Genomic DNA, 26,842 nt, shown 5'->3' on the forward strand with positions numbered 1-26,842 from the left:
CCCCTACCCACTGACAGGAAATCAGCCCTGACCATGGACATTCAGGAAATCCAGCGGCGCCTGGCCAAGCCGGCGCTGCAACTGATCCCCGGCGGTTTTCGCCCCACCCACAGTGACGAGGAAAGCTGGCTGGGCCGGGTGTTTCTGTTTCGCGAGGATGAAGAGCTGCCACGCAACAGCGCCGGGGAAACCCTGCTGCCGTTCGCCCAGCTCCATCTGCCGGCTCTGCCCTGGCACAGCCCGCTGCTGGAAGGCGTGCGGGTGCTCACGGTGTTCGTCGCCAACCCCTTCCCCGAGCCTCTGGAACCCATGGGCGAGCGCTGGCTGATTCGCGAATACCGTGCCGAGGATGTCCTGGTGCGCAAGGAACTGACCGCCCCGGGAGCCTTTCTCAAACCCTTCCCGCTCAAGGCCGAAGCCGTGCCCGCGGACTTTCCGCTGTGGGACGGCGGTGGCGTGCCGGAGGACCTGGAGCGGGAAATCCTCGAACTGGAAAACGCCGGGCAGATCGAGTGCTACTACGACCTGGTGAGCCATTGCTACCAGCACAAGCTCGGGGGCTACCCCTCGTTCTGCCAGTCGGGGATCGATGCCGGGGACGGTTTCGAATTCGTGATGCAGATTTCCTCCGACACCAAGATCAACCTCAACGTGGTGCACGGCGGCAGCCTGATGTTCTGGAAGCATCCCGGCAGCGGCGAATGGGCGCTGTACTACGACTTCTATTGAGGCCTACCGGCTAACATCGATTTCATCCAGCGGCGGATGAAATGCCCCGGCGCCGGGTGCATCATGGGCGCTGCCATTTTTCCGGAGACTTGCATGCCCATGCGCTCATTGCTCTTGCCCGCCGCCGCCCTGTCGCTGGGCTTGCTGGCGGCCACCGGCGCCGCCGCCGACGACCAATCGCAACTGATCGAGTCGATCAACGCCTACCGCAGCCAGCCGCAACGCTGCGCCAACCAGGCCTCCTCGGAGTTGCCGCCACTGGCCAGCGATCCGCGCCTGATCCTGCCGGTGGACAACATCGGCGACTTGCAACAGGCCATGTCCCGGGCGGGCTACCCCATGGTCAACGTGCAGGCCATCAGCCTCTCCGGGCCACGGGATGCCCAGGCGGCGATGCAGGCGGTGCGCGAGAGCTTCTGCCAGGTGGTGCTGGACCCGCAGTTCGTCGATATCGGCGTCAATCGCCAGGCCAACCAGTGGCGCATCGTCCTCGCCCGGCCGTTGCTGTCCGCGCGTCTCGGCGATTGGCAAGCCGAGGGCCAGCAACTGCTGGCCCAGATCAATACCGCCCGCAGCCAGCCGCGGCAATGCGGCGAGCAGCGCTTCGCCGCCACCGTGCCGCTGGCCTGGAACGCCACCCTGGGCAGCACCGCCGAAGCCCACAGCCGGGCCATGGCCAACCAGAACTACTTCGATCACAAGGACCACGACGGCCGCACCCCGGGCGACCGCGCGGAGCTGGCAGGCTATGCCGGCCAGCAGGTGGGCGAGAACATCGCCGCCGGCCAGGACAGCGTGCGCAAGGTGCTGGACGGCTGGCTGGCCAGCCCCGGGCATTGCGCCAACCTGATGAACCCGACCTACCGCGAACTGGGCGCGGCCTACGCGGTGGACCCGAAAAGCGACGCCGGCATCTACTGGACGGCGATGTTCGGCGCGCCCTGAACCCAGTGCCCGGGGCGTGGCTGCCACGCCCTGAAGCTGCAACCGGGCCTCCACGACAACGAAGGAACGACACCCACGCGCCCCGGCCTCTGCGGTGCGAGGCCGGTTGGCCCGCGCAACCATCGGTCGGCCGTCCTCACGGTGCGCCCGGGTTTTCTATGCTTGTAGCCCTGCCTTCGGATCATTCGCTCTCCCTCACACAGGAACGCCGATCATGCAAACCTTCGGTTACGCAGCCCAGTCCGCCGGGGTTCCCCTGGCGCCTTTCACCTTCCAGCGTCGCGCCCTGCGCGCCAACGACGTGGCGATGGAAATCCTCTATTGCGGGGTCTGCCACTCCGACCTGCACCAGGCGCGCAACGACTGGGGCGCCAGCCGCTACCCCATGGTCCCGGGCCACGAGATCGTCGGCCGGGTCACCGCCGTCGGCCCCGAGGTCAAGCAGTACAAGGTCGGCGACAGCGTCGCCGTCGGCTGCATGGTGGACTCCTGCCAGGTATGCGACCAGTGCCGCAAGGGCGAAGAACAGATGTGCCGCGAGCACAATACCCAGACCTACAACGGCCTGGACCGCATCACCCGCGAGGTGACCTACGGCGGCTACTCCAAGCATCTGGTGGTACGCGAAGAATTCGTCCTGCGGGTGCCCGAGGGCCTGGACCTGGCCAAGGCCGCGCCGCTGCTGTGCGCCGGCATCACCACCTATTCGCCGCTGCGCACCTGGAATGTCGGGCCCGGCAGCCGGGTGGGGGTCATCGGCCTCGGTGGCCTGGGGCACATGGCGGTCAAGCTGGCGGTGGGCATGGGAGCCAAGGTCACGGTCCTCAGCCGCAGCGCCGACAAGCGCGCCGACGCCCTGGCCCTGGGCGCCGATGCACTGCTGGTGTCCAGCGACCCGCAGGCCATGGCCCGCGCCCAGTCGAGCTTCGACCTGATCATCGACACCATTCCGGTGCGCCACGACGTCTCGCCCTACATGCCCCTGCTGGACATCGACTGCACCCTGGTGATCGTCGGCCAGGTCGGGCCGATCGACGAACAACTGACCCTGCCCATGCTCCTGGGCCGGCGCCGGCTGGCCGGTTCACCCATCGGCGGCATTGCCCAGACCCAGGAAATGCTCGACTTCTGCGCGCGCAAGACCATCCTCCCGGACTGCGAAATGATCGCCATGCAGGACATCAACCAGGCCTTCGAACGCATGGAACGGGCCGATGTGCGCTACCGCTTCGTGATCGACATGGCGTCCCTGGGCAGCGGCGCCTGAAACCCGGCCTGGCACCAGCAGTGAACACTCGCAAGTGAATGAAGGGTCGATAGCGGCACCCATGCCTATTGCTTTGCACCGCCGTGTCGATAACCCGTCACACCGCTCCCTCTGGCGCGCCGCGGCCCGCATCCGGCCCGCGACGCAGCAGAGGGCGCGACCGACCTTCATTCGATAGCGAGACGATTCAATGGTTATGTTGCTGATCCTGTCAGGGCTGGCACTTACGGTGGCGATGCAGTTCGCGATTTTCTGCGTGGCCCTGAAGAATTCTTTGGGCAATGCCATCCTCAGCCTGTTCATTCCCTTCTATGTGTACGTCTATGCCAGGAAAGACCCTCAAGCCCGGCCCTTTCTCTGGGGCTGGTACCGGGGCATAGCACTGCTGGTCGCGGGGGTTCTGGCCTCGGCCTAGGGACCGCGCCACAGGCTGCACCCAGCCAGGCACAAAGCAAAAGCCCCGAACATTCGGGGCTTTTTTTCATCAGGCCTGCTTGCACCTCATTTGTTGGCCGCCATCTGCCCTGCTTCGCCCTGACTCACCAGGGCCTTGAGCGATGCATCGAACTGCTTCAGCGCGTCGACCTGCAGTTCGGTCTGCTGATTGATCTGCGCCGCGATCTCCGGCGCCGCCTTGCCCCGAACCCAGACCGACGGCAGGACCTTGGCCTGGATGCCTTCGGCCTGGCCGATGTATTGCAGGTTGGCGTCATAGAACTTGGCGATAAAACGCGCTTCCACCTTGCTGTTGCCCTTGGTCACCAGCTGGTTGTAAGTGTCGAGCATCACCACCGCATCGGGGCGGGCCTGGACCAGCGCATCGAGGCTGTCATACAGCGTCACGCTGGCGAAGTGCTTCTGCAACGACGCCATCAACCAGTTGATCGCCCGCTGCGGGTCGGAGCTGTCGACAAAGGCCGCACTGATGCGCGGGTCGAGCCCGGCATTTTTTGCCCCGTTCAGCGCCACCGAGTGGTAGTGCTCCAGGTATTGCAGGGTATTGAGGGTGTTTTCGCTGTACAGCACCCCGACCGACTGGGCGTGCCGCAGATCGGCGCCGCTGTCGGCCATGGGCAAGAAGTGGCAGGACATGTCATCGGCGGCGAAGGCTGTCGCAGAAGCACCGGTTCCCGCGATCAAGACAACCACAAGGGTCAATAGAGTCGAGATTCTCATCGGGTGTTTCCTTCTGCAGCCAGCACGGTGTAAGCGCCATCTTCCTCCTTTGCTGGAAAAACGGAACCTGCACTTTTTGATGATAACTATCGATTGCAGCAATGATTGACAATCGGCCCCGATGCGCCACCACAGGTGCCCAGCCGATCGCGAGCGAAGATCGCAAAACTCTGCTTTTTTGGCTTACAGCTCAGCACCACCCCGATAGAATCAAGCCCCCTTTTTCTGCAAGACGAGTCCGAACCATGGATGCTCACTCGATATTGACCTACACCCTGGTGGCGGCCATCGCCATTGCCAGCCCCGGCCCCGCTACCCTGGTGGCGCTGCACAACAGCGTGGCCTACGGCGCCAAGTCCACTATCTGGTCATCGTTGGGCAATGTCAGCGGGCTGTTCTGCATGTCTGCCGCGGCCATGCTCGGCCTCGGCGCGCTGATCGCCAGTTCCGAGTGGGTTTTCAATGCGGTGAAGATCGTCGGTGCCGGCTACCTGTTCTACCTCGGCGCCAAGCAGCTGTTCAGCAAGCGCCAGCTGCTGAGCGCCAGCAGCGCCGACAACGGCAAGCTCGCGCCGCCGCCACGCTTCAAACTGTTCAAGTCGGCCTTCCTGACCGCCGCCACCAACCCCAAGGCGACGATCTTCTTCACCGCGCTGTTCCCGCAGTTCATCGACCAGCACACCGCGCTGCTGCCGCAGTTCTTCATCCTGACCCTGATCTTCATGGCCCTGTCGCTAACCTCCCTCAGCGTCTATGCGCTGCTCGCTTCCCGGGCCAAGGGCGTGTTGACCCGCCCGGCGCTGTCCAAGTGGGTCAATCGCGTAGTGGGTTCGACCTTCATCTTCTTCGGCACCAGCATCCTGGCCATGCGTCGGCAAACGGTCTGAGCGATTAAACGTAATGCAGATAGATCTACTCAACGAATCGCTGCTCGGCCACTGGGAAACCTCTGCAGGCGTTATGCAATGCGAATTGCAGTTCGGCAGCCGCCTGATCTACGTCCAGCACCCCAGCAACGAACCGCCCCAGCGCCGGCTCACGGCCGCGCAGCAAGGGGTGCAGGCCGTCTGGGATGACATCCCCCAGGCCCTGGCCTTTGCCGAGCGCCTGTGCGTACCCGGCATGCGCAAGGCCTGGCAGCTGTACGCACAAGGCCTGCTGTCGTGCCCGCCACTGGAGGTCTACTCGATTCATTTCCAGATCAACAGCCCTTACCCGTCCTACACCATTTCCCAGAACCCGGATTTCGACTGGGAGACCAGCCTGGCGGTGGAGGACGAGCAGGGACAGGTGCACCGCCTGTCTCTGGCCGAGTACGAACCTGGGGAAGACTTCTGGCTGAGCGTGCGGCGCCTGGGCGCCGGCCAATTCCAGAGCGATACCTGATCAGCCCTTCTTTTTCTGCAAGGCCTTGAGCCGCGCACTGGCGCGCTGCACCGCGGCCATCTTTTCCGGGCGCTTCATGCGCTTCCATTGGCGGATGTCGTCCTTGCTGCGCCCGCAACTCAGGCACAGGTCGCCACTGAGCCGGCACAGGGCGATGCACGGATTGTCGATTTCCTTGGCCATGGCTCAACCCCGCCCCGGGCGCAGGCGCTTCAGGCGTTGCGCCCAATCGCCAGCATTGATCCGCCGGCATTGCTCTTCGCTATCGAAAAACACATGGCTCGCCAGCGGTTCGAGGTGAACCCCGGCTTCGCCCAGGGCCCGGGCCGTCAGCTCGATCATCCGCGCGCCCTGGCCCGCCGCCAGGGCCTGCTCCTTGTGGGCTTGGGTGTCGAAGATCCAGGCCACCACCAGGCTTGCCGGAAAGGCGGCGTAATCCACCTCGTGGGTCAGCCAGGAAAAACCGATGATCTCTGCCTTGGCGACCTCGCAGGCTTGGGTCAGGGTGGCGGCCAGCAGACGCTCCATGGCGGCCTGCTGGCGTTTGTTCAATGGCATGACGACCCTCAACAGGCAAAAAAGGCCGCACACGATACCTCAAGTGTTTCACTCAGGACGCATCTTTGCGTCTAGGCTTGAGCCCTCCTGCGTACCGTCAAGGAAGAACGATCATGTCTCGCCCCTCCCTCACACTGCTCCTGGCCGCGATCCAGCTCGCCTGCGGCACCGCCATGGCTGCCACGGGCGCTCCGGTGGCCGACGCCATCTGGTTCAACGGCCCGATCATCACCATCGACGACCAGCACCCCAATGCCCAGGCCGTGGCGGTGAAGGACGGCAAGATCCTCGCCGTGGGCGACAAGCAGCGAGTGCTGAAGAACCAGGGCCCGGCCACGCAGATGCTCGACCTCAAGGGCGCCACCCTGCTGCCGGGTTTCATCGATCCCCACGGCCACGTGTCGATGGTCGGCTTCCAGGCCGCCAGCGCCAACCTGCTGCCACCGCCGGACGGCGCCAACAACAGCATCCCCAAGCTTCAGCAAACCCTGCGCGACTTCGAGCAGCAGTCGCCGATCCCCAAGCAGTTCGGCGTGCTGTTCGGCTTTGGCTATGACGATTCCCAACTTCAGGAACAGCGTCATCCGACCAAGGACGAGCTGGACGCGGTGTCCAAGGACGTCCCCATCGCCATCGTCCACCAGTCCTCGCACCTGGGGGTGCTCAACAGCAAGGCCCTGGAACTGGCGAAGATCCACGCCTCGACCCCTAACCCGGAAGGCGGGGTGATCCGTCGGGTCGAGGGCAGCCAGGAACCCAACGGCGTGCTGGAGGAAAACGCCTTCTTCAATGCCCTGATCAAGATCTTCCCCAAGCTCAGCGCCGACCAGGCGGTGGACATGCTCAGCGCCGGGCAGAAGCTGTACATCAGCTATGGCTACACCACCCTGCAGGACGGTCGCTCCTCTGCGGACCAGATCAAGACCGCGATCAAGGCCGCGGGCGAAGGCAAACTGCTGGCGGACATCGTTTCCTACCCGGATATCCTCACCCCCGGCACCCGGGAAACGCTGGTCGCGCCCTGGTATCACCCGAGCAACCAGCCAGTGGTGTACAACCAGCACTTTCGCATCGGCGGGGTCAAGCTGACCCTGGACGGTTCGCCCCAGGGCAAGACCGCCTGGCTGAGCCAGCCCTACTTCAAGCCGCCCCAGGGCCAGGACGCCAGCTATGCCGGCTATGGCGTGATCAAGGACGCCGACGCCCTGGCCATCTACAAGGAAGCCTTGGCCAACCGCTGGCAGATCCTCTCCCACACCAACGGCGACCGGGCCATCGACCAGTTGCTGAGCTCGATGCGCGCCGCGGAAAAAGCCTACCCCGGCGTCGATGTACGTCCGGTGATGATCCACGGCCAGACTCTGCGCCAGGACCAGGTGGCCGAGCTCAAGCAACTGAAGATCTTCCCGTCACTGTTCCCCATGCACACTTATTACTGGGGCGACTGGCACCGCGAATCGGTGCTGGGCCCGGAACGTGCGCAAAACATCTCGCCGACCCAATGGGTGCTCAAGGCCGGGATGAAGTTCACCACCCACCACGATGCGCCGGTGGCCCTGCCGGACTCCATGCGAGTGCTGGCGGCCACAGTCAATCGCACCACCCGCAGCGGCTATGTGCTGGGCCCGGACCAGCGAGTGACGCCTCTGCAAGCACTCAAGGCCATGACCCTGTGGTCGGCCTACCAGCACTTCGAGGAGGATCGCAAAGGTTCCATCACCCCGGGCAAGCTGGCGGACTTCGCCGTGCTCTCGGCCAATCCGCTGACCGTGGCGCCCGCGACCCTGAGCGAGATCCAGGTGCTCAAGACGGTCAAGGAAGGCCGGGTGATCTATGAGCGACCCGCCCAGGTGGCGCTGCGACCAGCACCGCTGGGCATGCATGGCGACCCGTCGCTGCCGCGGCCCCAGGGCATCAAGGCGGTGGTCCAGGGTGACGGCGATCTGGGGCCGGCGCTGGAGGTGATCTATGACCGGCTGGCGCCGGCGCAGCCTTGAAAGCGCCGGGACCCGGCTCCGTGCCGGGGCTTGCTGGCGGCTGAACCCGAACGGGCCGGCTGAACGCGGCGCCCCGCGGTTCAGCGCGCGCCAGCTCGCGCCTACAGGAGCTTGCTGCCCAGGGCGCTGGACAGCACCTCGTCATGCCCATAGATGTCCGGGGCGTACAGCAACTGCCCATGGCTGTCGGCCTGCACCGTCCAGTAGCTGAGCAGGATCGGCACCGGCTTGGCCAGGCGGAACTCATGGGTCAGGCCGGTGGCCAAGAGGTCGTTGGTGCGCAGCCGTTCCGCCGGACTCAGCAGCCAGTCGCGCAGTTGCAGCGCCTGTTCGACCCGCACGCAGCCCGAGCTGAAGGCCCGCGGCCCCTTGCTGAACAGGGCCTGGCTCGGGGTGTCGTGCAGGTACACCGAGAACGGGTTGGGAAAGCGGATGGCGATGCGTCCCAGGGGGTTGCGCGGCCCCGCGCCCTGGCGCAGGAGGATATTGCCCGGACGTTCCCAGTCGATGTCCTCGGCGGCCAGGGGCTGGCCATTGGCGTCCAGTACCTGCAGGTTCTGGCGGTCGAGGAAGCCCTGGTCACGGCGGATCTCCGGCAGCTTGTCTTCCTTGAGGATGGTCGGCGGCACGGTCCAGGTGGGGTTCAGGGTCAGGCGCGTGACCTGGGATTTGAGCAACGGGGTCTGGCGCTCGGCGCGGCCGACCTGGGTGCGGGTCTGCCAGACCACCGCGTCGTCCTTGTAGAGGGTCAACTGCGCCGCGGCGACATTGACCAGGACGATGTTCGGTTCGAAATCCTGGGCCAGCCAGCGCAGGCGTTCAAGGTTGATGCGCAACTGCTCGCGGCGCTGGGCCGGGCTGACGTTGAGCTCCTTGAGGGTGCCCGCGCCGATCACGCCATCGGCCTGCAGCGAGTGACTGAGCTGGAAGTTTTTCACGGCGCTCACCAGCTCACTGCCGTAGGTATTATCCGCACTGACCTCCGGGCTCGGCAGCAGGCCGCCGCGGTACAGGCGCAGGGCCAGGTCGGGGACGCGCTTGTCCTGCATGTCCGGACGCAGCAACGGGCCGCCGGCCACTGCCGGCCATTGGGGCAAGGGTTGCTGGCGAAGCCGGGCATAGGCCTGGCGCAGGTTGCGGTACTGCTCAAGGTTGGGCCGGGCCTGTTCAAAGGCCGTGGCCAGATGCTCGATGCCCGGCACGGCCAGCGCCAGCAACGCCGCCTGGCGATCGTCCGGCAGCGGCTGGGCTCGCCACAGGGGTTCGAAGCGGGTCTGCGACAGGCGTCCGTAATGCAGGTCCTGCAAGGCTTGCAGGTACTGCTGGCTGATTTCGATGTCGTGACACGGGTCGGCCGCCGGACTGTTCGACGGCAGGCGGTAATGGCTAGGGTCCAGACCGTCGTCCACCAGTTGCGCCAGCTGCGCCTGCAGGTCGGCCAAGCGTCCTTCGACGCCCCACAGCGGCTGCTCGCCCTGCTGCTGGTAGAAGCCCTGCAACAGCTGCTGCCGGGCAGGATTCACGCGCGTGGCCAGGGCCGGACACGCCACCGCCAGTTGGGTCAGCGCCTGTTGCATCGGACTCGCCGGCAGCGGCGCCTGCTCCCCGGCCAGCGCGACCAATGGCGCAGCGAGCAAGCACAGGCTCAAGTAACATGCGTGTTTTTTGAACAACTGCTTTACTCCAATCCGTGGCCATCCACTTGACGGCCAATCGTTACCGCAGATGGGGAAGTCAATCAGGCCCGGGCCTTGAATATATAGACCAGCCCGCCGGGGGAACGACAGGATGTCGGGAGCCAAAGTGACCATGGGGATGCACTATACATGTTGACCTTCTTGTGCCGATTCTGCCTGGCGGCCATTGCCCTGGGCGCCATTTGCAGTCCTTCTTTCGCCGCCAACAAACCTCGCCCCGCCGCCAGTCCCGCGCTGTACGCCAGCCTCGCCCACGCCGCGCCGGAACTCAATCCCCAGGCCCTGAAAAGCGCCCTCAGCGCCATGCAATGCGCGGTCGCCAGTGGCGCCCGCCAGGCCCGGCACCTGGCGGTGATCGACTACTCGCAACCGTCCACCGCCCGGCGCCTGTGGATCTTCGACCTGCGCAGCAAGAAACTGGTGCTGCGCGACCTGGTGGCCCACGGCCAGAAGTCCGGGGAAAACTTCGCCACCCAGTTCTCCAACCGCCTGGGCAGCTACCAGTCCAGCCTGGGCCTGTTCCGCACCCAGGAAAGCTACGAAGGCAGCCATGGCTACTCGCTGCGCATGGACGGCCTGGAGCCCGGCTTCAACGACCGGGCCCGGGACCGCGACATCGTGATCCATGCCGCCGACTACGTGAACCCCTTGTGGAGCCAGCGCCAGGGCCGCATCGGCCGCAGCCAGGGCTGCCCGGCGGTGCGCCCGCAAGTGGCGCGCCAGGTGATAGACAAGCTCAAGGATGGCCAGTTCATGTTCTCCTGGTACCCGGACCAGCGCTGGCTGAAATCCTCGGCCTACCTCAACTGCCAGCCGCGTCAGGTGGCGAGCATCCTCAGTGCCAATGGCGGCTGAACAAACGCGCTGAACGCAGCGGCCAGCCCGCTGCCGGGTTGCGCCGAGCGCCGGCGGCGAGATACCGTTGCCGACCTGGAACGCCACCTCGCCCGAGCCGGACCTCATGCCTTCAGCGCACTCCCTGCTTCTCCATCATCCCGGACCACGTCCGGCGTTCTACCGGGTTGCCGAACACCTGTGGGGTGCCGGCTGCAACGTGGACTCCGATGGCGACAGCCGAACCGCCGACGATGAGCAGTGGACCGAGCTGACCCTGATACTGCGCGACTCCAGCCAGCAACGGCTGGACATCGATCCACTGTCCCTGGCGCCCCTGGTCTTGCTGATCCGCGCCTCAGAGGCGGGTCTAGGCGAAAGGGCCGCGCACTTCATCCAGTCGGTGGCAGGCGGCACACTCCAGGCACACATCAAGGACCGATAAGGATCGGGCCCTGCCCCCCCGGCAGTTGCCCTCCTTTCAATACTGGCAGCGCTCTAATGAATCCACCCGAGATCGACTTTTTCCCCGACTTCATCACCGACCCGCAACGGCTGTTCAACCACCTCAAGCATGACGTGCAGTGGGACGAGCGCATGCGGGCGCGCAAGACCGCCAGCTTCGGCGCGCCCTATGACTACTCGCAGATCACCTACCCGGCGGTGCCGATGCCCGAGGCGCTGGAACAGCTGTGCGGGCCGATCGAGCAGCTGCTGGGCTTTCGTCCCAACAACTGCCTGCTCAACTTCTACCCGGACGGCCAGTCCTCCATGGGCTTTCACTCCGACGCCAACGAGCAACTGGTGGAAGGCACCGGGGTGGTGATCGTCTCCCTGGGTCACGCCCGGGCCATGGTCTTTCGCCACAAGGAAAGCGGCGCCACCTTCGACTACAGCCTGGCCAGCGGCTCGCTGCTGCACATGTCCGACGAACTGCAGAAACACTGGCTGCACGCGATTCCCAAGGCGCCGGATGCGGGCGAACGCATCAGCCTGTCGTTTCGCCAGCTCAAGACCGCGTAGTGCTGGACTCGGTCAGGATCGGCCCTTGACTCAAGGGCCGCGCCATCGACAATGCCCGGCTGTGATCACCGCTCGAATAGAGGCCCCATGCAGTTGCTTCCCTGGTCCTACGCCTGCCCCGAAGGCTTCACCCTGCGCGGCCTGCGCTCCGCACCTTCGGGTAAACCCCTGCTGCACTTTCTCCACGGCAACGGCTTCTGCTCCATGGCCTATCGTCCGCTGCTGGCCTTGCTGGCCGAGTCCTTCGACTTGTGGCTCAGCGACGTCCAGGGCCATGGCGACAGCGATCATGGCGGCCCGTTCCGCGGCTGGAACCGCACTGCACAGCTGGCCGCCGAAGCGTTCGAAGCCGGACGCGGGGCCTACGCCGACGTGCCCTGCTACGCCGTCGGCCACAGCTTTGGCGGAGTGCTCACCAGCCTGATCCTGGCCGAACGCCCGCAGCTGTTTCGTAAGGCGGTGCTGCTCGATCCGGTGATCTTCAGCCCGTCGATGATCAGTTCCCTGAGGCTGCTGTCGGCCCTGGGCCTCAATCGCCGCCACAGCCTGGCGCGCAAGGCCGCCGCCCGGCGCCAGCACTGGCCGGACCGCGCCGCGGCCAGGGCCAGCCTGGTCAACCGGGGAATCTTCAAGGGCTGGAGCGAAGACGCCCTGAATGCCTATGTCGAGCAGGCGCTCAAGGACGATGGCCAGGGCGTGGCGCTCAAATGCGCTCCCGAGCGCGAGGTGGACATTTTCAGCAGCTTCCCCCGGCACCTGTGGCGCTCCCTGCGTCACGTGCAGACCCCGAGCCTGGTGATCCATGGCCGCGACAGCTACCCCTACGTGGCCCGTTCGGTGAAACGCTGGGCAACCATCAATCCCCACCTGAGCACGCAAGTGATCGAAGGCCAACACTGCTTCATGCAAGTCGACCCGGCAGCCAGTGCACGGGCCATCCTCGGATTTCTACGCCACGAAGGCCGCTGAAAACCCCGCTGCCAGCCCCCCAGAATAGATGTCACCGTGATATCATTGCCCGGTTTTCCAGACCGGGCCGTGCATCCCGATCACCCTGGAACCCCTGGACAAGGCGCCGCCCAGACGCGCCTGCCACCCCCCCGCCTTGTGTGCAAAAGACCGACGGCGCCATGGAGCCTGCTCCAGCGCGCGCCGCATTGATGCAAACCGCGATGCCCGTCGCCGGTTGTACTTTTTGCCGCCACAAGGAACACAGTCATGCTCTTGAGAACGATGAACATTTCCCGCCGCGCAGGGTTCAGCTTCGCCCTGATCGCCCTGCTGGCACTGGGCCTGGGGGGCTTCTCATTGCTGGAAATGCAGCGCATGAACCAGCAATCCCTTGAGGTCGACCAGAACTGGCAGCCTTCGATCGTCGCCGCCAACGCCCTGGCCCTGACCAGCACCCAGATCCGCACCATCACCCTGCGCATGCTGGTAGTCCGTGACAACAACGATGTACAGGCGCTGCTCACGCGCGTCGGCGAGCTCGACGAGCAGCTCAGCCACCAGCAGGGCGTCTACGAAAAACTGATCACCGAAACCGAGGAACGCGCAGCCTATGAACGCTTTCTCAGCGCCAAGGAGGCCTACAGCAAGGATCAGCATCAGGTGGTGGAACGAGTGCGCCAGGGGCAGAAGGAAGCCGCCATCGGTATCGTCGACGCCGGCCCGTACCTGGCCAACGCCGACGCCATGCTCAAAGAGCTGCTGAAGATCATCGACATCAACACCCGCGGTGGCGTCGCCGCGGCCGAACACACCAGCGAGGTGTTCCAGGGGGCGATCGCCATGGTCGCGCTGATCATGCTGGTGGTGGTGACCCTGACCATCGCCCTGGCCCTGCTGCTGACCCGCAGCATCGTGCAGCCCCTGGGGCAGGCAGTGGCGGTGGCGGAAACCATCGCCAACGGCAACCTCGGGCAGAGCATCACGGTCAGCGGCAAGGACGAACCGGCGCGCCTGCTGCAAGCCCTGCAGACCATGCAGGCGAGCCTGCGCGGCACCCTGCAGCGTATTGCCGACTCCTCCAACCAGCTGGCCTCGGCCGCCGAAGAACTGCACGCGGTCACCGAGCACTCCAGCCAGACCCTGCACCAGCAGAGCAATGAAGTGGAACAAGCCGCCACCGCCGTCAACGAAATGACCGCCGCCGTGGAGGAAGTGGCGCGCAACGCCGTGAGCACCTCGCAAGCCTCCCAGGAAACCGACCGCACCGCCCACCACGGCCGCGAGCAGGTACAGCACACCGTGGACTCCATCGGCCAACTGGCGACGGACGTGACTCAGACCTGTGAACGGGTCGAGCACCTGGCGGTGGACGTGCGCAATATCGGTCAGGTCCTGGAAGTGATCCGCTCGATCGCCGAACAGACCAACCTGCTGGCCCTCAATGCCGCCATCGAAGCCGCCCGGGCCGGGGACGCCGGACGCGGCTTTGCCGTGGTCGCCGACGAAGTGCGGGCCCTGGCCCATCGCACCCAGCAGTCGACCCAGGAAATCGAAAGCATGATCAACACCATCGAGGAAGGCACCGAGGGCGCGGTCAGCGCCATGCGCAACAGCAACGAGCGCGCCCACCTGACCCTGGAAGCGGCCCGCGCCTCGGGGTTGGCCCTGGACCAGATCACCCAGGCCATCACCATGATCAACGAGCGCAACCTGGTGATCGCCAGCGCCAGCGAAGAGCAGGCCCAGGTGGCCCGGGAAGTGGACCGCAACCTGATCAATATCCGCGACCTGTCGACCCAGACCTCGGCCGGGGCCAACCAGAGCAATGCCGCCAGTCAGGAACTGTCGCGCCTGGCGGTGGACCTCAACGCCCTGGTGAATCAGTTCAAGCTCTGAAAAGGCAGCGGCAAGCTTCAAGTTCAAAGCTTGCCGCTTCAAAACGCGTAACGCTCAATCACTTGTCGGACCTTGGCCAGGGCCAGGCCCAGATCGGCCATGTCCACCGAGCCCAGCGCCAGGCGAATGGCGTGGGGCACCGGCCCGGCGCCGACAAAGGGCTCAGCGGTGGACACCGAGACGTTCTCGCGCAGCAGTGCCATGACCACCTGATCGGCCCGGACTTCCTCGGGCAACGGCAGCCAGAGGAAGTAGGCGTTCGGATGGCTGACATAGGCCAGCCCGGCCATGACCTCCCGAGCCAGGGCCTGACGGGCCCTGGCATCCTCGCGTTTTGCCTGCTCCAGCCGCGCCACGCTGCCATCTTCGATCCAGGCGCACGCCAGGGCGGTCATCACCCCCGGAGTGTTCCAGGTGCTGGCACGGATCGCGCGCTCGATCGGCGCCACCCACTTCAAGGGCGCCACCACGTATCCAACCCGCAGGCCGGTGGCCACGTTCTTCGAAAACCCCGAGACGTACACCGTAAGATCCGGCGCCAGGGCGGCCAGGGGCGGCGGCGGGTTGGGCGCCAGGAAGGCGTAGGCGGCGTCTTCGATGATCAGCAACTCGCGGGCCCGGGCAATGGCCACCAGCCGCTGGCGCCAGGCCAGGTCCAGCACCCAGCCCATGGGGTTGTGCAGGGTCGGCATGGCGTACACCGCCCGCACCCGTCGCCTTCGGCACACTGCCTCGAGAGCGTCGAGGTCCGGACCTTGCTCGCTCAGGGCAATGGCCACCAACTCCAGCCCGTGGGCCTCGGCCACCAGCTTGAAGCCGGGGTAGGTCAAGGCATCCACCGCCACCACATCGCCGGGCTTGAGCAGGGCCATCACCGTGGTCGCCAGGCCATGCTGGGCGCCGCTGACCATCAGCACCTGCTCGCCATCCACCGTCAGCCCGCAGCTGGCGAGGTAACGGGCCAGCGTCGCCCGTTCATGGGCGCGCCCGGCGTGAGGCTGGTAGCGCAGCAAGGCCTCAAGATCGCCGGCCAAGGCCAGTTGGCGCAAGGCACTGCGCAACAGCTCGGCCTGCCCGGGCAGCGCCGGGTAGTTGAAATTCAGGTCCAGGGTGCCCGCCGTGGTGGCCGGCTGATCCACCCCCTGCCCCGGAGGCAGGGCAGTTTCCCGAACATAGGTGCCGCGCCCGGCTTCGCCGCTGACCAGGCCAATGGCTTCCAGCTCGGCATACACCCGTGACGCGGTGACCAGCGCCAACCCCTCCTGCGCCGCCAGTTGGCGGTGGGTCGGCAGGCGAGTGCCGGGGGCCAGCACCCCGGCGCGGATATCTGCGGCAAAGGCGTCCACCAGTTGCTTGTAGCGAGCACGGGCCATAGGGCGTTGTATCCATGACAATTTTTTGATTGTGCTGATTTTCAATCCTAGGATGCCTTCGACACAAGCTCCGCCGCGGCGGCCTCCCACCTCTTGAGCACTCCCCCAATGGCACGAACATCGAACCTGCAATCAACCGCCCAGGCCCGCTCCACCAGCGGCTGGCTCAACGGCTTTATCGGCGTGCTGATCTTCAGCAGCTCGCTGCCGGCCACCCGGGTCGCGGTGCTGGAGTTCGAACCGTTGTTCCTCACCGTGGTCCGGGCCAGCCTCGCCGGGCTTCTGGCCCTGTGCCTCCTGCTGCTGTTCAAGGAAAGGCGCCCGAGCCCCGCGCAGTTGCTGCCCCTGGGCATCGTCGCCCTGGGGGTGGTCCTGGGCTTTCCATTGCTGACCGCCCTGGCCCTGCAATACGTGACCTCGGCCCACTCCATCGTGTTTCTCGGCCTGCTGCCTCTGGCCACGGCGGTGTTTGGCGTGTTGCGTGGCGGTGAGCGACCGCGCCTGGTGTTCTGGCTGTTTTCGCTGCTGGGCAGCCTGCTGGTGGTGGGCTATGCCCTGTCCCAGGGCCTGACGGCCTCGCCGCGGGGTGATGCGCTGATGCTCCTGGCGGTGCTGGTCTGCGGCCTGGGTTATGCCGAAGGCGCCAAGCTGTCGCGGACCCTGGGCGGCTGGCAAGTGATCTGCTGGGCCCTGGTGCTGTCGTTGCCGATCATGGCCGCACTGACCCTGTTCAGCGCCCCGCCCCACTTCAGCGGCATCAGCCCGCCAGCCTGGTTCAGCCTGGGCTACGTCTCGCTGTTCAGCATGCTGATCGGGTTTGTCTTCTGGTACCGCGGCCTGGCTCAAGGCGGCATCGCCGCGGTTGGCCAATTGCAATTGCTGCAGCCGTTTTTCGGCCTGGCCCTGGCCGCCGGCCTGCTGCACGAACAGGTCAGCCTGGGCATGCTCGGGGTCACTCTGGCGGTGATCCTCTGTGTGGCCGGGGCCAAGCGCTGGGCCCAGTGACAGAAACGACAGTGGCAGGCTCAAGAGGCCTGCCACTGCTTGCGCCTTACCTGGCGGCGGGTGCTGCAAACGGCTTGGGGTCTAGGTCGGAGAGATAGTGGCAAGCGCACCGATCGCGATGGTCAAGGCTAAAAATCCAAACAAGAAAAACGCCATCTTAGTCATCAGGCCTCCTGAACAGTAGGTGTGCGGTGCAGCGGGCCCGGTTTCCAGCCGGGAGGCCGGACGGGCGCGCCATTTTCAAACCTCGGCTGTTCTGATAACAGACGCAGATACGCAAGAAAAATACGGATCAGAAGGATTGGCCCAGCCTCGCTCGCCGAGCCCAGGGCGCCTGTGTAACGCTAGCGCCGGGCCAACTTATACCGCACACAGTCGTCGTAAAAGCTTTTGCGCAAGGCCTCGGGCCTGATCCGCGACGCACTGTCGTAGGTCTGCTCGGTGATCCCCAGGGCCATCATGCGCATCCAGCCCTTGCTGAACTTGTAGGTCTGGATCTTCTGCCGCGCCGCGTACAGCGACACCCCGGACAATTTCAGCTCCTGGGCCCGAGCAGCGGTGCCTGCGCCCCAACTGCAGACATAACGGTCATTGGCCGCCAGCTCCCGGGCCTGGGCCGCGCAAGCCCCGCCCAGCAGGGCAAAGGACGTCAGGGTAATCAACACATGGCGCATTTTTCGGTCACCTAACCACCTGAAAATAAAGCGATTTTGGCGACATTTCAGACTGTCCGGGGCCAGTATTCTGCCTGACCAATCAAGGCAAAATGCCTGCCAATACTGGCCACCCAGGCGATCCCCCAATGGCGGCTCAGTTGCCCGAGGCCGATACAGCGCAGCATGACACCCGCTGCGCCGGCTGCTCGCCAGTATTCCCAAGAGGAATGCCGGGATAAAAATCGCGCATTGTATTTATCGGACAGGATCTCTTAGCGTGGCGGCTCCCCCTATGGAGATACCGCCGTGACCGCTTCCCGCCCGCGCCTGTACGTCGATGCCCAGTTCACCAGCCCCTATGCCCTGTCCGTGTTCGTGGTGCTGCGGGAAAAGGGCATCGACTTCGAACTGCTGCCGATCGACCTGGAGACGGCCCAGAACCGCGCAGAGGACTACGCCCGACTGTCGCTGACGCAGCGGGTGCCGACCCTGGTGCATGAAGGCTTTGCCCTGTCCGAATCCTCGGCCATCACTGAATACCTGGAGGAGCTGTTCCCCGAACCTGCGGTCTATCCCCAAGACCTGCAACAGCGAGCCAAGGCCCGCCAGGTCCAGGCCTGGCTGCGCAGCGACTTGCTGCCGATCCGCCAGGAGCGCTCGACCCTGGTGGTGTTCTATGGCTGCAAGGGCGAGCCGCTGTCACCCCAGGCCGAAGCGGCGGCGAGCAAGCTGATCGAGGCCGCGCAAGCGCTGTTGGCGGAGGGCCGCGACTGCCTGTTCGGCCAGTGGTCGATTGCCGATGTCGACCTGGCGCTGATGCTCAACCGACTGATCCTCAACGGCGACCCGATGCCGGCGCGCCTGGTGGACTATGCCCGGCGCCAATGGCAACGGCCGGCGGTACAGGAATGGCTGCGGTTGCCACGCCCGGCGCTGTAGCGGCCGGCCGATAGCGCCAGGCCTTCAGGCCTGGGGCTGACGCAAGTAGGCCAGCATGTGCTGGGCATAATCGGCCTTGCCCAGTGGCACACCGTTATGCCGCAGAATGTTGTAGGCCGTGACCAGATGGAAATAGAACTGCGGCGTCGCCCAGTTGCGCGCGAATTCTGCGCCGGTCATGTCGAAGGCAATACCGTTGTGCAGCTCGATGGCGATGGTTCGCTGGCCGCTGTTGTCGATCAGCTCGCGGTCCGCCGCCGCCAGGAACGCCAGGGTGTCGTCGATCAGTGCCCTGGCCTCGGCCATGCTGGCCGGCGCCTGCAACGCAGTCAGCGGCTGCCCGCTCAGGCGCTGGACCGCTTCGCGGGCCTGGGTGCAGGCAAAACGCACCTGGGCCGCCAGGTCATACATGTCCGGTGCCAGCCGCGATTGCAACAGCACCTGGGGTTCGAACCCCCGCTCCCGGGCCTGCTCTTCGCCCTTGGCGAGAAAGCCCTCCAGGGCACGCAGCATCTGGGCAAAACAGGAAACGGTGATTGCGTGGATCGACATGGGTGTTCCTCGATGAGATCAAGACACAGGGGCCGGTTGTTGCCCGTCGCCCCGCCATAAAAGCCGATGGATCCTAGCAGATGTTCCCCCTCTCTCAAGCCGCGGACAACGCCAGAACAGTACCCCTGGACCGATCCGGCTGGTATGGTGCGGCCCTTGAAAAACACACCGCCAGACACTGAGGAAAATGCCCTTGAGCAGTGAAGCAAAAATGACCGGGGACCTGTTCGAAGTCGACAAGCGCCTGGCCCTCAAGCCCATCGTCGATTTCAACAGCTACCTGCGCGCGGCCTTCGCCGACGGCCCTTGCTCCTGCGGTCGTTGCGTCGCCAGCCAGGGTGACGAAACCGGCTACGAGCACCCGCACAGCTTCAACTTTGCCGGCAAGGTCGCCAACCGCCGCTTCGCCACCACTGCCGGCAGCGACGTGCTGCTGGCCCTGAAAAAGGCCTGGTTGTCCTTCACCAAGGCCGAACTGCCAGCAAGCGGCGCGCTGGACCTGGCGACGGTCAAGGACTTCGTCGAGCCCGAACTGCACAAGCGGCTGGTGCCGCTGTTCGTCGCCAGCGGCCTGACCCGCGAAGTGGACGGCCAGTTGCAGATTCAGGCGCAAGTGGCGGCTTGAGACAAGCCTCACGCCTCTGCCGCGGGCACAGAGGCGTGCGACCTAGAGCCAGCGCCGCACGCGCTGGCGATACGTCGCAAAATCCGCACCAAACAACCGCCCGAGCGCCCGTTCTTCGGGAGCGATCTGCAAGCGGTTCATGTACAGGACAAACCCCAGGACGCCCAGCAGCACCAGGGGCGAGGCCAGGTACAGCCCCCAGGCCAGCAACCACAGGGCAAAGCCGACATACATCGGGTTGCGGGTGTAGCGGTAGACGCCCGACGTCACCAACGCCGAAGCCGCTTCGGGCTTCAAGGGGTTGACCGTGGTCCGGGCACGCCGGAACGAGATTCCGCCTGCCAGCACAAACAGCAGCCCAGCCCCGATCAGCGGCAGCGCCAACAGCAGGCGTGTACCCCATGCCAGTTCAAGCCCCGGCAGCCCCAGCGATGCACCGCCCATCAACCCGCCGAACACCAGCGCCACCAGCGGGGGCGGAACCTTGTTTTCCAGTGCCTGCAGCATGATTCTTCCCTCGACATGTTGCGCAATAGACAGGCGACGGATCTCTGGCCCCAGAGGTTGCCCGTCACCCGCCACAGCTTAACGTCACTCAATGATGCGACAAGAAATTCCTCGGAAGCCGGCACTGCCCACTTGAGCATCAGCGCGCATTTGTACATCCTCCTGGCCTCGATCTGATTGTCCCCATCCACTCTGAACCCCCAACTGGAGCGGTTTTAGCGCTGATGGCCCTGAAACCTCGGAATCCCTCAGCATGCAAATCCCCCATCAAGGCAGTTGCCTGTGCGGCGCGGTGACCTATCAAGTGTCCGGCGCGCTGAAAGCCGTCACCCACTGCCACTGCCATAAGTGCCAGAAAGGCCATGGCGCGGCCTTTGCCTCCTACGCCAGCACCCCGCGCGAGAATCTGCACGTCAGCGATGACGGCGCAGCCCTCAAGGGCTATGAGTCCTCCCCCGGCGTGCTGCGCCAGTTCTGCGGCGGCTGTGGCTCATCGCTGTTCTGGCAAGAGACGGGAGGCGAATACACGCAGTGGATTTCAATCGCCATCGCCACCCTGGATACGCCATTCACGGCCCCCAAGCAGAAGCACCATTGCGTGGCCATGAAGGCCAGCTGGCACCAGATCTGCGATCAATACCCGCAAGTCCCCTGACTGCTCGACCCGCCGCTAGCGCGCCGCCAGATCCTTGGGTTTGTAGAACAGGAAATTGCCGATTTCGCGGGTCTTGGTATAGCTCTTGGCCCACTGCGGTGAAACGCTGCGGTCGTGAAAGTACAGGGCGCCGCCGGTGCGGTCCTTGAGCTGCTGATTCAGCGCCTTGCGCGCAATCTCCTTGGCGAGGCTGTAACGCTCCTCCTCCTGCACCTGATCCGGGCGACCATCGCACCACCAGGAGAACTGGCACGGACTTTTTTCCGAGCCCTGCTTGACCACTTCGCACACGGTAGACGGAAAACCTTCATGGCCCAGACGGTTCAGGACCACATCGGCCACCGCTTCCATATCGGCAGACTCGCCCCCTTTGGCTTCCCAATACAGGGTCCGCGACAGACAGGTGATGGCATCGTCCACCGGTGCCTGTCCGGCGGGATCCACGGCCTGGACTTCCGTCCTGGTGATGGGGGCCGCCTGGGGCTCGGCCTTGGGGCTCTGTTTGTCCGCGACCTTCTGCTCCAGGACCTGGGCCTTGTCCTTGGCCACGTCCTGGACCGCCGGTTGCGGCTCGGCGGCCAGAAGTTGGGCGATATAGAGCATCAAACCGTAGCAGCTAAGCCTTGCGATGAAGTGCATGATCGACTCTTCCTACAAGCCATGGACCCTGTGTCAGCGCCAGCCCTGAGCCATTGAGCGACAGGGCCGCGCACCGAGGCCGGCGCATGGGCACGTAGGCGATAACCGACGGGGCATGAGCGGGCCATATCGAGTCGACCATGGCGCCACTCAAACATTCCCTTGAACAATGCTGACCGGGCAAGGGGCGCTGGACCTCGGCGCAGCGCCCCGGCTCAGCCCCTAGAACTTGTAGCCCAAGCCCACCATGTACACCAACGGGTCGACATCCACATTGACCTTGGAGCGAACCCCAAGCTGGGTGTTGTTCACATAGGCATCGGTATTGATGTCGATGTAGCGCATCTGCGCGTTGAGCATCAGCCGGTCGGTGAGCATGTAGTCCATGCCCACTTGTGCCGCCCAGCCCCAGGAGTTGCCGGCGCGAAAGTTGTCGAAGCCTGCGGCGGAAGCCCGGCTGCCGACCTTTTCATCGTAGATCCAGGTGTAGTTGAGCCCTGCCCCCACATAGGGCTGGAACGCCGATTTGCTGTGCATCGGGTAGTACAGCAGGCTCAGGGTCGGTGGCAGGTGCTTGAGGGAACCGAGCTTGCCATCGGCGATACCGCCGGCGGTGCCGCTGAGGCTCACGTTGTGTTCAAAGGGGGTCGCCGCCAACAGTTCCACCGCCAGATGGTTGGTCAGCATATAGGCGAAGTTCAGGCCCAATTGGGTATCGCTGCCCAGGCTGGCCTTGCCCCCCAGGCTGGTGCCGGCCAGGGCGCCACGATCGACCTTGACGCTGGAGCTGCTCTCGCGCGGGTCAACCGTCACCGCGCCGGCGCGGACAATAATGTCGCCGGCCTCGAAGGCCTGGGCCGTGGAAACCGCCAGGGTAGACAACAGCAGGCTGGTACTCAGAAGGGTCAATTTACGCATGCATCACTCCACTACTCGAACAACGGCCAACCCGCCAGCCGTGATCACGGCGGGCTGTGCCAGGGAGGCTCGAGTATCGAGAAGCGGGTACAGGCGCACATCTGCCGAATGACATAGGCCGCGGCCGATCTGGCGCCGGATGCGTTGCGGAGTGTTTCCTGAATCAAGGCCGCGGCCGGCATCGGCGGCCAATCGCGACCGGACCTCGGTCAGTCCAGCAAGCCGGCGTGCTTCAACAGCTCACCCAATCCCTGGGGCACCAGCGGCGTGTGCTCAGTGAAACTGGCGCTGCCCTGCCAGCGGGCGACAAAGGGCGCGCCGTCGCTTTCCTGAGCATCGAGTTGAGCGCGCTGGTAGAGCGTCGCATCCTCGAAGCGGGCGTCGTACACCTGGACGATTTCATGGCCGGGTTTGCCGTCGTACACAAACAGGCTTTCCAGGGTGCCGATCAGCCGCAGGTTGTTGATCGACTGCCCCAGCTCCTCCTGTACTTCGCGAACAATGGCCTGGGCGCTGTGCTCACCAAAATCGATCCCACCGCCCAGCGGCCGGAACAGCGTCTGTTGCGTGTCGGCATCAACGAACTGATTGACCAGGATCTTGCCCTGGTGGTGGAAGACACACAGCGCCAGGGCGCGGATACGGGGCTCAGCCAAGGGATGAAGTCCATTCAAGGGGCGCAAGGCGCGGCATTAGAGCATGGCGCAAGGAGCGTCAGCCAGCGTAGAAATACTTAACCGCCAGCGTCGGCACCTCCTCCATCGCCGACCACAATTGCTCGTCCAGCTCGCCACCGATCAGCTCATATTGCTCGTCACTCAGCAGCTCGGGAATGTCCCACAGCCGCTGCAGTTGCGGGTGATCTTCAAGAGGCCCGATCAACTCCCGCTGGCGGCTGACCACGGCGTGGGTGCTACGCGCGCCAATGGCAACCAGCGCCTTGAGCGCCAGCTCGTAACTGCGCTCGCCCCAGTTGCAGAAGAACTGCAGGAAGCCCCCGTTGTAACCGTCCGCTTCCAGGCGCCACAGCGCCACGATCAACTGATCGTCCTCTGGCAATTGCTCCAGTTGCCACTCCAGAGCCTGCAGCCGCCCCATGGATTCCCGGCACAGGTGCTCCCAGATCCAGTCGAAGGCGTCGATGCTGACATCCGCGTCTCCCAGGTGCGGCCAGGACACCGAGATCCCATGCGGGTGGATCTGAAACTCCGCACGCTGCTCGGGCGTGGCGCTTTGCAGCCGGCTGTGACGACTCAGGGGTTGGCGCAAGACCAGGCCGTCGGCCCAGCTCAGGCAGAGCGCCTCATCTTCGAAGTCGACATGGAGGATGGGAGGGAATTTCAAAACGCCACCTATTTTTTCCTGAAGGTCTTGGCCGACGGACGAACAATCACTTGCTCTACAGCGCAAAAGTGCCGCGACGTCCTTAAATTTGCCGCATTGCTGTGTCTGGACGGCGGCAGGCTTATCGAATTCAGTTGGGGCCCGCCTTCTCGCGCTGGAGCATCCGGTTGCAGGCCGTCATCAGCATCCCGCTCAACAGCCCGATCAGCAGGAACGGAAAGAAACCATGAGTCAGCAGCGGCACCCAGAAGCCCAGCCCCGCGGACCAGCCCTGAGGATTGACCATCAACCCCTGTGCCCCGGACAGCAGCCAGACCACCAGGCCACTGAGGCCGCCACCGATCACGTAGCGCCAAGGGGTGACCAGTACCCGCTCCACCAGCCACAGCATCGGCCAACACACCAGTACGCTCAGCCACGCGCCGATCAACCCGCCGAAGAAAAACATCGGCAGGCTTTCCACGCCTTTGGGATAGAGCGCCGTAGCGATGCTGCCCAGGGTCAATGCACCCGACAGAGGCACCGCCAGGAGCCGCCCCCAACCCTGCCGAACTCGTCCATCAAGCGGCACCGGCAGCTTGTCGATACCACGGATCACCAGGCTGTACAGGCCACCCAGGGCCAATCCGCCGGCCAGCGGCAGTAGCAACAACTGCATCCATGACGCACGCACCAACAAGGTCGCGACCAGGCTCAAGATCAAGCCGAGCCACAGATAGCGCGTCCTGGCTTGCGGGCAGCGCCGGTCGATCCACAGCAACAGGGGAATGCCCAGGACCATGGCAATCACGCTGCCAAACAAAAAACCGGAAAACAGCTGCGTGCCATTCCAGCCCTTGATCAGGCCCTTGATCACGGCATAGACCAGACCGGCGCATGCCGGCAGTGCAAACAATCGGAGTTCGGCGTTGGGCCGCATTGGGTTCCACCTGAGTTGGCAGCGGGTGCCGGGTTGAATAGTGGAGCGTTTTTACACAACTGCGGCGGACTAATCCACTGCTGGAAAAACTGTGCAACCTTAAGCCCGGCAATGGCTTATTACTCAATATCGGGTTATACAACTGGGCGAAAATTCATCCAGACACTCACCGTAAAGACCACCCACCGATGCTCTCAGCCCAACAAGCCTGTGCTCTGGTGCTCGCCATGCATGACGGCATTATCAACGATGGAAAGCCTGAGCGTTTTGTCATTCAGTCCTGCGAGCTCTGCCCCCTGAGTGCTTACTGGGTGATCAGCTGCAACAGCGCGGATTATGTGCAGCACGGCGTGGAGTCGAGTTGCTATATCGGCATAAACGCCCACCTGGTCAACGTCCAGATTGGAGTGGTCGACGCCATCGGTAGTGCCATCAGCGTGGATGACTACCTGCAAGACAAGTACGATCAGGACGCTGCGATGGGCAACCTGCGGCAAAAACTGGCCTGCACCTATCCACAGGTCGTTGCACTGCTGTCAGAGCAGAACAAGCATTGGCTTGCAGGCAGCCGCCGAGTCCTGCTGCTAGCTCAACAGCAGCTCTGCGGCCAAGGCGTGCCCAGCACGATCAGCTTGGTGCCTGAAACAGCCGGTGCAATTCCTCTGGACGGGCAACTCTGCCACGCTGACGCGGTCCTGCTAGCGCTGCGGCGCAGGTTGCAAGGACCCAGCGTTGACCGACGCGATACGAAAGGAAACTTGACGTGCTGGCACGACTGAACGGACAGGAACTGCATTTCTTTGGCACACCCAAAGCATTCAATGCCATGGCACGAGCCATTCGCAAAGGCCGGCACGGCGACTCTCAATCGATGCCGCTGGAGCAGGAGCAATCAAGTTTCAGCACCCTGTTCCTGAGTTGTTCCGGTCAATCGAGCAGGATCTGGATTGAGCACAGCAAGGTTCATATCCAGTATGCCGAGGCCAGTAAAAACCAACTCTACCCTTGCCTCTCCATGCCCGCTGAAACAGCGCCGGGTGCGCTTTTTTTCATTGACAAACTGCAACAGGATCACCCACCGCTGCTCACCGACGACTCGCTGAGCCTTGTGCTGCATGTCATCGCGAACGACGCCGATGCTTGATCTGTATCTGAAAGAGTAAACAGGCCCATGAAAATCTACCTCGACGACGAACGCCAGACCCCGCAAGGCTGGATTCGCACCTACTGGCCGGACGAAGTCATCGCGTTGCTCAAAGCCGGCGGCGTCGAAGAGATCAGCCTCGACCACGACCTCGGAGATGACCAGCGCGGCACCGGTTACGACGTGATCCTGTGGATCGAAGAGGCCGTGGCCCTGAATGGCTTTCGTCCACCGCGCATTCACATCCACTCGGCCAATGCCAGCGCCGTGGAAAAGATGCGCGCCGGCGTGCAAGCGATCGATCGACTGGCCCGCAACAACGGATGCCGCCCATCAACCGACAACACAGGCATCTGACCCCATGAGCGGCAACCTGTATGGCTACATCCACTGCTTTGACCCTTCGCCGGCTGCCGAAGCGCACAATCGCGCGGTGCTGCACAGCCTGCCAGTGACGGGTGCGCAGATCACCAGGGCGCTTTTCAGCGTGCTGCCAAACAGCCCGGGGCATTGCTACTACGGGCATATGATGCACTTCGCCACCTACCCCAAAGGCAGTTACATCTTCGATGATGCGTGGCTAGACGAGTACGAAGCCCTGCTGGAGCGTTTGTTCTGGGACAACTCTGAGGTGGTGCATACCTATTGCGGCGAACGTCGGACCTGGGACTCCAGTAAAACCCAAGGGCTCGCGCAACCCACAGGCTTGAAGATCAGCGATAGGAAGGTCTTCCCCTCCTACCACGACCTGCAAGCCATCGAAGACCGCGATGTACCGGTGCCCGGCAACCGCTGAAAGGCCGCCCCGCCATTCCCCCCCCATGACTACACAAGGAGCACGTGATGCCACTCAGTCCTCTGCAAGCGAAAACATTGGCCGATGCGGTAGCAGGCTATGCCTTACGGTCCTGGCGGCAATCAAACAGGACCCGACCCGGATTCGTATCAGTAAAGCCAACTCGAACGCTTACGAAGGCTGGTGCGAACGCCTGGCTGACATCGCTCGGACCTACTTGCCCGATGCCCGTGTCGCGGATGTGGAACGTGGTTTCTTTCAGATGATTCAAGACAACAAAGTCGCGGCTGCCGCCGCCATCCTGAGAGATG

General features: G+C 64.2%; 32 protein-coding genes and 2 pseudogenes. 21 read left to right on the plus strand and 13 right to left on the minus strand.

The genetic code is table 11. The annotated features are described in order from the left end of the window. Positions 1-33 precede the first annotated feature (33 nt). The 4 genes from GGI48_RS02735 (at position 34) to GGI48_RS02750 (ending at position 3,356) form a co-directional block, all read left to right on the plus strand. Positions 34-729 (plus strand): hypothetical protein, encoded by a 696-nt coding sequence (locus tag GGI48_RS02735; protein WP_103742532.1) that lies wholly within the window; start codon positions 34-36, stop codon positions 727-729. 99 nt (positions 730-828) lie between these two features. Then, positions 829-1,674, plus strand: a complete 846-nt coding sequence (locus GGI48_RS02740; protein WP_179601888.1) for a CAP domain-containing protein — start codon at positions 829-831, stop codon at positions 1,672-1,674. 214 nt (positions 1,675-1,888) lie between these two features. Then, a complete protein-coding gene (locus GGI48_RS02745) occupies positions 1,889-2,941 on the plus strand; it encodes an NAD(P)-dependent alcohol dehydrogenase (protein ID WP_179596836.1) in 1,053 nt (350 codons plus the stop codon). Between the two features lie 196 nt (positions 2,942-3,137). Continuing rightward, positions 3,138-3,356 carry a hypothetical protein gene (locus GGI48_RS02750; protein ID WP_260620605.1) on the plus strand — a complete coding sequence of 73 codons (219 nt, stop codon included), beginning with the start codon at positions 3,138-3,140 and terminating at the stop codon, positions 3,354-3,356. Between the two features lie 86 nt (positions 3,357-3,442). On the opposite strand, the gene GGI48_RS02755 is transcribed toward GGI48_RS02750, so the two are convergent. Continuing rightward, the gene (locus GGI48_RS02755; protein ID WP_103742531.1) at positions 3,443-4,117 is read right to left on the minus strand and encodes an ATPase; all 675 of its coding nucleotides are present in this window, start codon (positions 4,115-4,117) and stop codon (positions 3,443-3,445) included. A 245-nt stretch (positions 4,118-4,362) separates the two neighbouring features. Between GGI48_RS02755 and GGI48_RS02760 the strand changes: the two genes are divergently transcribed. Further along, positions 4,363-5,004 carry a LysE family translocator gene (locus tag GGI48_RS02760; RefSeq protein WP_179596840.1) on the plus strand — a complete coding sequence of 214 codons (642 nt, stop codon included), beginning with the start codon at positions 4,363-4,365 and terminating at the stop codon, positions 5,002-5,004. 13 nt (positions 5,005-5,017) lie between these two features. Then, positions 5,018-5,503 carry a hypothetical protein gene (locus GGI48_RS02765; RefSeq protein WP_179596842.1) on the plus strand — a complete coding sequence of 162 codons (486 nt, stop codon included), beginning with the start codon at positions 5,018-5,020 and terminating at the stop codon, positions 5,501-5,503. Here the strand turns inward: GGI48_RS02765 and GGI48_RS02770 are convergent, their stop codons facing one another. Together GGI48_RS02770 and GGI48_RS02775 are read right to left on the minus strand one after the other, a co-directional pair. Further along, on the minus strand, positions 5,504-5,686 hold the full coding sequence (locus tag GGI48_RS02770; RefSeq protein WP_047303656.1) for a DUF1289 domain-containing protein: 183 nt from the start codon (positions 5,684-5,686) through the stop codon (positions 5,504-5,506). 3 nt (positions 5,687-5,689) lie between these two features. Further along, the gene (locus GGI48_RS02775) at positions 5,690-6,061 is read right to left on the minus strand and encodes a hypothetical protein (protein WP_179596844.1); all 372 of its coding nucleotides are present in this window, start codon (positions 6,059-6,061) and stop codon (positions 5,690-5,692) included. Positions 6,062-6,174: 113 nt separating this feature from the next. Here GGI48_RS02775 and GGI48_RS02780 point away from each other — a divergent pair, with 113 nt between their 5' ends. Continuing rightward, positions 6,175-8,058: an amidohydrolase gene (locus GGI48_RS02780; RefSeq protein ID WP_179596846.1), complete on the plus strand. Its 1,884-nt coding sequence runs from the start codon at positions 6,175-6,177 to the stop codon at positions 8,056-8,058. 101 nt (positions 8,059-8,159) lie between these two features. On the opposite strand, the gene GGI48_RS02785 is transcribed toward GGI48_RS02780, so the two are convergent. After that, on the minus strand, positions 8,160-9,731 hold the full coding sequence (locus tag GGI48_RS02785) for a murein L,D-transpeptidase (protein ID WP_179596848.1): 1,572 nt from the start codon (positions 9,729-9,731) through the stop codon (positions 8,160-8,162). Positions 9,732-9,884: 153 nt separating this feature from the next. Here GGI48_RS02785 and GGI48_RS02790 point away from each other — a divergent pair, with 153 nt between their 5' ends. The 6 genes and pseudogenes from GGI48_RS02790 to GGI48_RS31365 form a co-directional block, all read left to right on the plus strand. Further along, entirely contained in the window at positions 9,885-10,610 is a 726-nt protein-coding gene (locus tag GGI48_RS02790) for a murein L,D-transpeptidase catalytic domain family protein (protein ID WP_016965372.1), read from the plus strand. Positions 10,611-10,716: 106 nt separating this feature from the next. Next, entirely contained in the window at positions 10,717-11,034 is a 318-nt protein-coding gene (locus GGI48_RS02795; RefSeq protein WP_179596850.1) for a hypothetical protein, read from the plus strand. A 56-nt stretch (positions 11,035-11,090) separates the two neighbouring features. Beyond that, positions 11,091-11,612 carry an alpha-ketoglutarate-dependent dioxygenase AlkB family protein gene (locus GGI48_RS02800; protein ID WP_016966353.1) on the plus strand — a complete coding sequence of 174 codons (522 nt, stop codon included), beginning with the start codon at positions 11,091-11,093 and terminating at the stop codon, positions 11,610-11,612. An 87-nt stretch (positions 11,613-11,699) separates the two neighbouring features. Beyond that, positions 11,700-12,581: an alpha/beta fold hydrolase gene (locus tag GGI48_RS02805; RefSeq protein WP_179596852.1), complete on the plus strand. Its 882-nt coding sequence runs from the start codon at positions 11,700-11,702 to the stop codon at positions 12,579-12,581. Between the two features lie 264 nt (positions 12,582-12,845). Next, positions 12,846-13,553: pseudogene (locus GGI48_RS31360) on the plus strand (MCP four helix bundle domain-containing protein); the annotation flags it as partial. Positions 13,554-13,862: 309 nt separating this feature from the next. After that, positions 13,863-14,459: pseudogene (locus GGI48_RS31365) on the plus strand (methyl-accepting chemotaxis protein); the annotation flags it as partial. Positions 14,460-14,497: 38 nt separating this feature from the next. Here GGI48_RS31365 and GGI48_RS02815 read toward each other — a convergent pair. Further along, on the minus strand, positions 14,498-15,832 hold the full coding sequence (locus GGI48_RS02815) for a PLP-dependent aminotransferase family protein (protein WP_179596856.1): 1,335 nt from the start codon (positions 15,830-15,832) through the stop codon (positions 14,498-14,500). Between the two features lie 108 nt (positions 15,833-15,940). Here GGI48_RS02815 and GGI48_RS02820 point away from each other — a divergent pair, with 108 nt between their 5' ends. Then, a complete protein-coding gene (locus GGI48_RS02820; protein ID WP_179596858.1) occupies positions 15,941-16,837 on the plus strand; it encodes a DMT family transporter in 897 nt (298 codons plus the stop codon). Between the two features lie 344 nt (positions 16,838-17,181). Here the strand turns inward: GGI48_RS02820 and GGI48_RS02825 are convergent, their stop codons facing one another. Then, positions 17,182-17,511, minus strand: a complete 330-nt coding sequence (locus GGI48_RS02825; protein WP_016966349.1) for a hypothetical protein — start codon at positions 17,509-17,511, stop codon at positions 17,182-17,184. A 288-nt stretch (positions 17,512-17,799) separates the two neighbouring features. Here GGI48_RS02825 and yfcF point away from each other — a divergent pair, with 288 nt between their 5' ends. After that, positions 17,800-18,432: a glutathione transferase gene (yfcF, locus tag GGI48_RS02830; protein ID WP_179596860.1), complete on the plus strand. Its 633-nt coding sequence runs from the start codon at positions 17,800-17,802 to the stop codon at positions 18,430-18,432. A gap of 24 nt (positions 18,433-18,456) precedes the next feature. On the opposite strand, the gene GGI48_RS02835 is transcribed toward yfcF, so the two are convergent. Continuing rightward, positions 18,457-18,984, minus strand: a complete 528-nt coding sequence (locus GGI48_RS02835; protein ID WP_016966348.1) for a DUF1993 family protein — start codon at positions 18,982-18,984, stop codon at positions 18,457-18,459. A 187-nt stretch (positions 18,985-19,171) separates the two neighbouring features. Here GGI48_RS02835 and GGI48_RS02840 point away from each other — a divergent pair, with 187 nt between their 5' ends. After that, positions 19,172-19,609, plus strand: coding sequence for a hypothetical protein (locus tag GGI48_RS02840; RefSeq protein WP_042941717.1), 438 nt, complete (start codon positions 19,172-19,174; stop codon positions 19,607-19,609). Between the two features lie 42 nt (positions 19,610-19,651). On the opposite strand, the gene GGI48_RS02845 is transcribed toward GGI48_RS02840, so the two are convergent. Beyond that, a complete protein-coding gene (locus tag GGI48_RS02845) occupies positions 19,652-20,113 on the minus strand; it encodes a methyltransferase family protein (protein ID WP_179601890.1) in 462 nt (153 codons plus the stop codon). 256 nt (positions 20,114-20,369) lie between these two features. Here GGI48_RS02845 and GGI48_RS02850 point away from each other — a divergent pair, with 256 nt between their 5' ends. Next, positions 20,370-20,771 carry a GFA family protein gene (locus GGI48_RS02850; RefSeq protein ID WP_179596862.1) on the plus strand — a complete coding sequence of 134 codons (402 nt, stop codon included), beginning with the start codon at positions 20,370-20,372 and terminating at the stop codon, positions 20,769-20,771. 15 nt (positions 20,772-20,786) lie between these two features. Here GGI48_RS02850 and GGI48_RS02855 read toward each other — a convergent pair whose 3' ends face one another. The 5 genes from GGI48_RS02855 to GGI48_RS02875 form a co-directional block, all read right to left on the minus strand. Next, positions 20,787-21,374: a cell wall hydrolase gene (locus tag GGI48_RS02855; RefSeq protein WP_409565419.1), complete on the minus strand. Its 588-nt coding sequence runs from the start codon at positions 21,372-21,374 to the stop codon at positions 20,787-20,789. Positions 21,375-21,632: 258 nt separating this feature from the next. Further along, positions 21,633-22,328, minus strand: coding sequence for an OmpW/AlkL family protein (locus GGI48_RS02860; protein ID WP_016966342.1), 696 nt, complete (start codon positions 22,326-22,328; stop codon positions 21,633-21,635). A 209-nt stretch (positions 22,329-22,537) separates the two neighbouring features. Next, positions 22,538-22,984 (minus strand): NUDIX hydrolase, encoded by a 447-nt coding sequence (locus GGI48_RS02865; RefSeq protein WP_103740102.1) that lies wholly within the window; start codon positions 22,982-22,984, stop codon positions 22,538-22,540. Between the two features lie 58 nt (positions 22,985-23,042). Then, complete coding sequence (locus GGI48_RS02870) at positions 23,043-23,672, minus strand: DUF4375 domain-containing protein (RefSeq protein ID WP_179596866.1); 630 nt, start codon at positions 23,670-23,672, stop codon at positions 23,043-23,045. Positions 23,673-23,802: 130 nt separating this feature from the next. Further along, entirely contained in the window at positions 23,803-24,567 is a 765-nt protein-coding gene (locus tag GGI48_RS02875; RefSeq protein ID WP_260620606.1) for a hypothetical protein, read from the minus strand. A gap of 251 nt (positions 24,568-24,818) precedes the next feature. Here GGI48_RS02875 and GGI48_RS02880 point away from each other — a divergent pair, with 251 nt between their 5' ends. The 4 genes from GGI48_RS02880 to GGI48_RS02895 are packed head-to-tail and all read left to right on the plus strand — an operon-like array spanning position 24,819 to position 26,531. Beyond that, positions 24,819-25,370, plus strand: a complete 552-nt coding sequence (locus tag GGI48_RS02880; RefSeq protein WP_260620607.1) for a hypothetical protein — start codon at positions 24,819-24,821, stop codon at positions 25,368-25,370. Continuing rightward, positions 25,355-25,735, plus strand: coding sequence for a hypothetical protein (locus tag GGI48_RS02885; protein ID WP_179596872.1), 381 nt, complete (start codon positions 25,355-25,357; stop codon positions 25,733-25,735). Before GGI48_RS02880 ends, GGI48_RS02885 begins: the two co-directional genes overlap by 16 nt. Positions 25,736-25,762: 27 nt before the next feature. Next, a complete protein-coding gene (locus GGI48_RS02890) occupies positions 25,763-26,092 on the plus strand; it encodes a cyclic-phosphate processing receiver domain-containing protein (RefSeq protein ID WP_016968433.1) in 330 nt (109 codons plus the stop codon). 4 nt (positions 26,093-26,096) lie between these two features. Next, the gene (locus GGI48_RS02895; protein WP_179596874.1) at positions 26,097-26,531 is read left to right on the plus strand and encodes a hypothetical protein; all 435 of its coding nucleotides are present in this window, start codon (positions 26,097-26,099) and stop codon (positions 26,529-26,531) included. The last annotated feature ends 311 nt before the right edge of the window (positions 26,532-26,842 follow it).

This window comes from Pseudomonas protegens, assembly GCF_013407925.2.
GTDB lineage: Bacteria > Pseudomonadota > Gammaproteobacteria > Pseudomonadales > Pseudomonadaceae > Aquipseudomonas > Aquipseudomonas fluorescens_AP.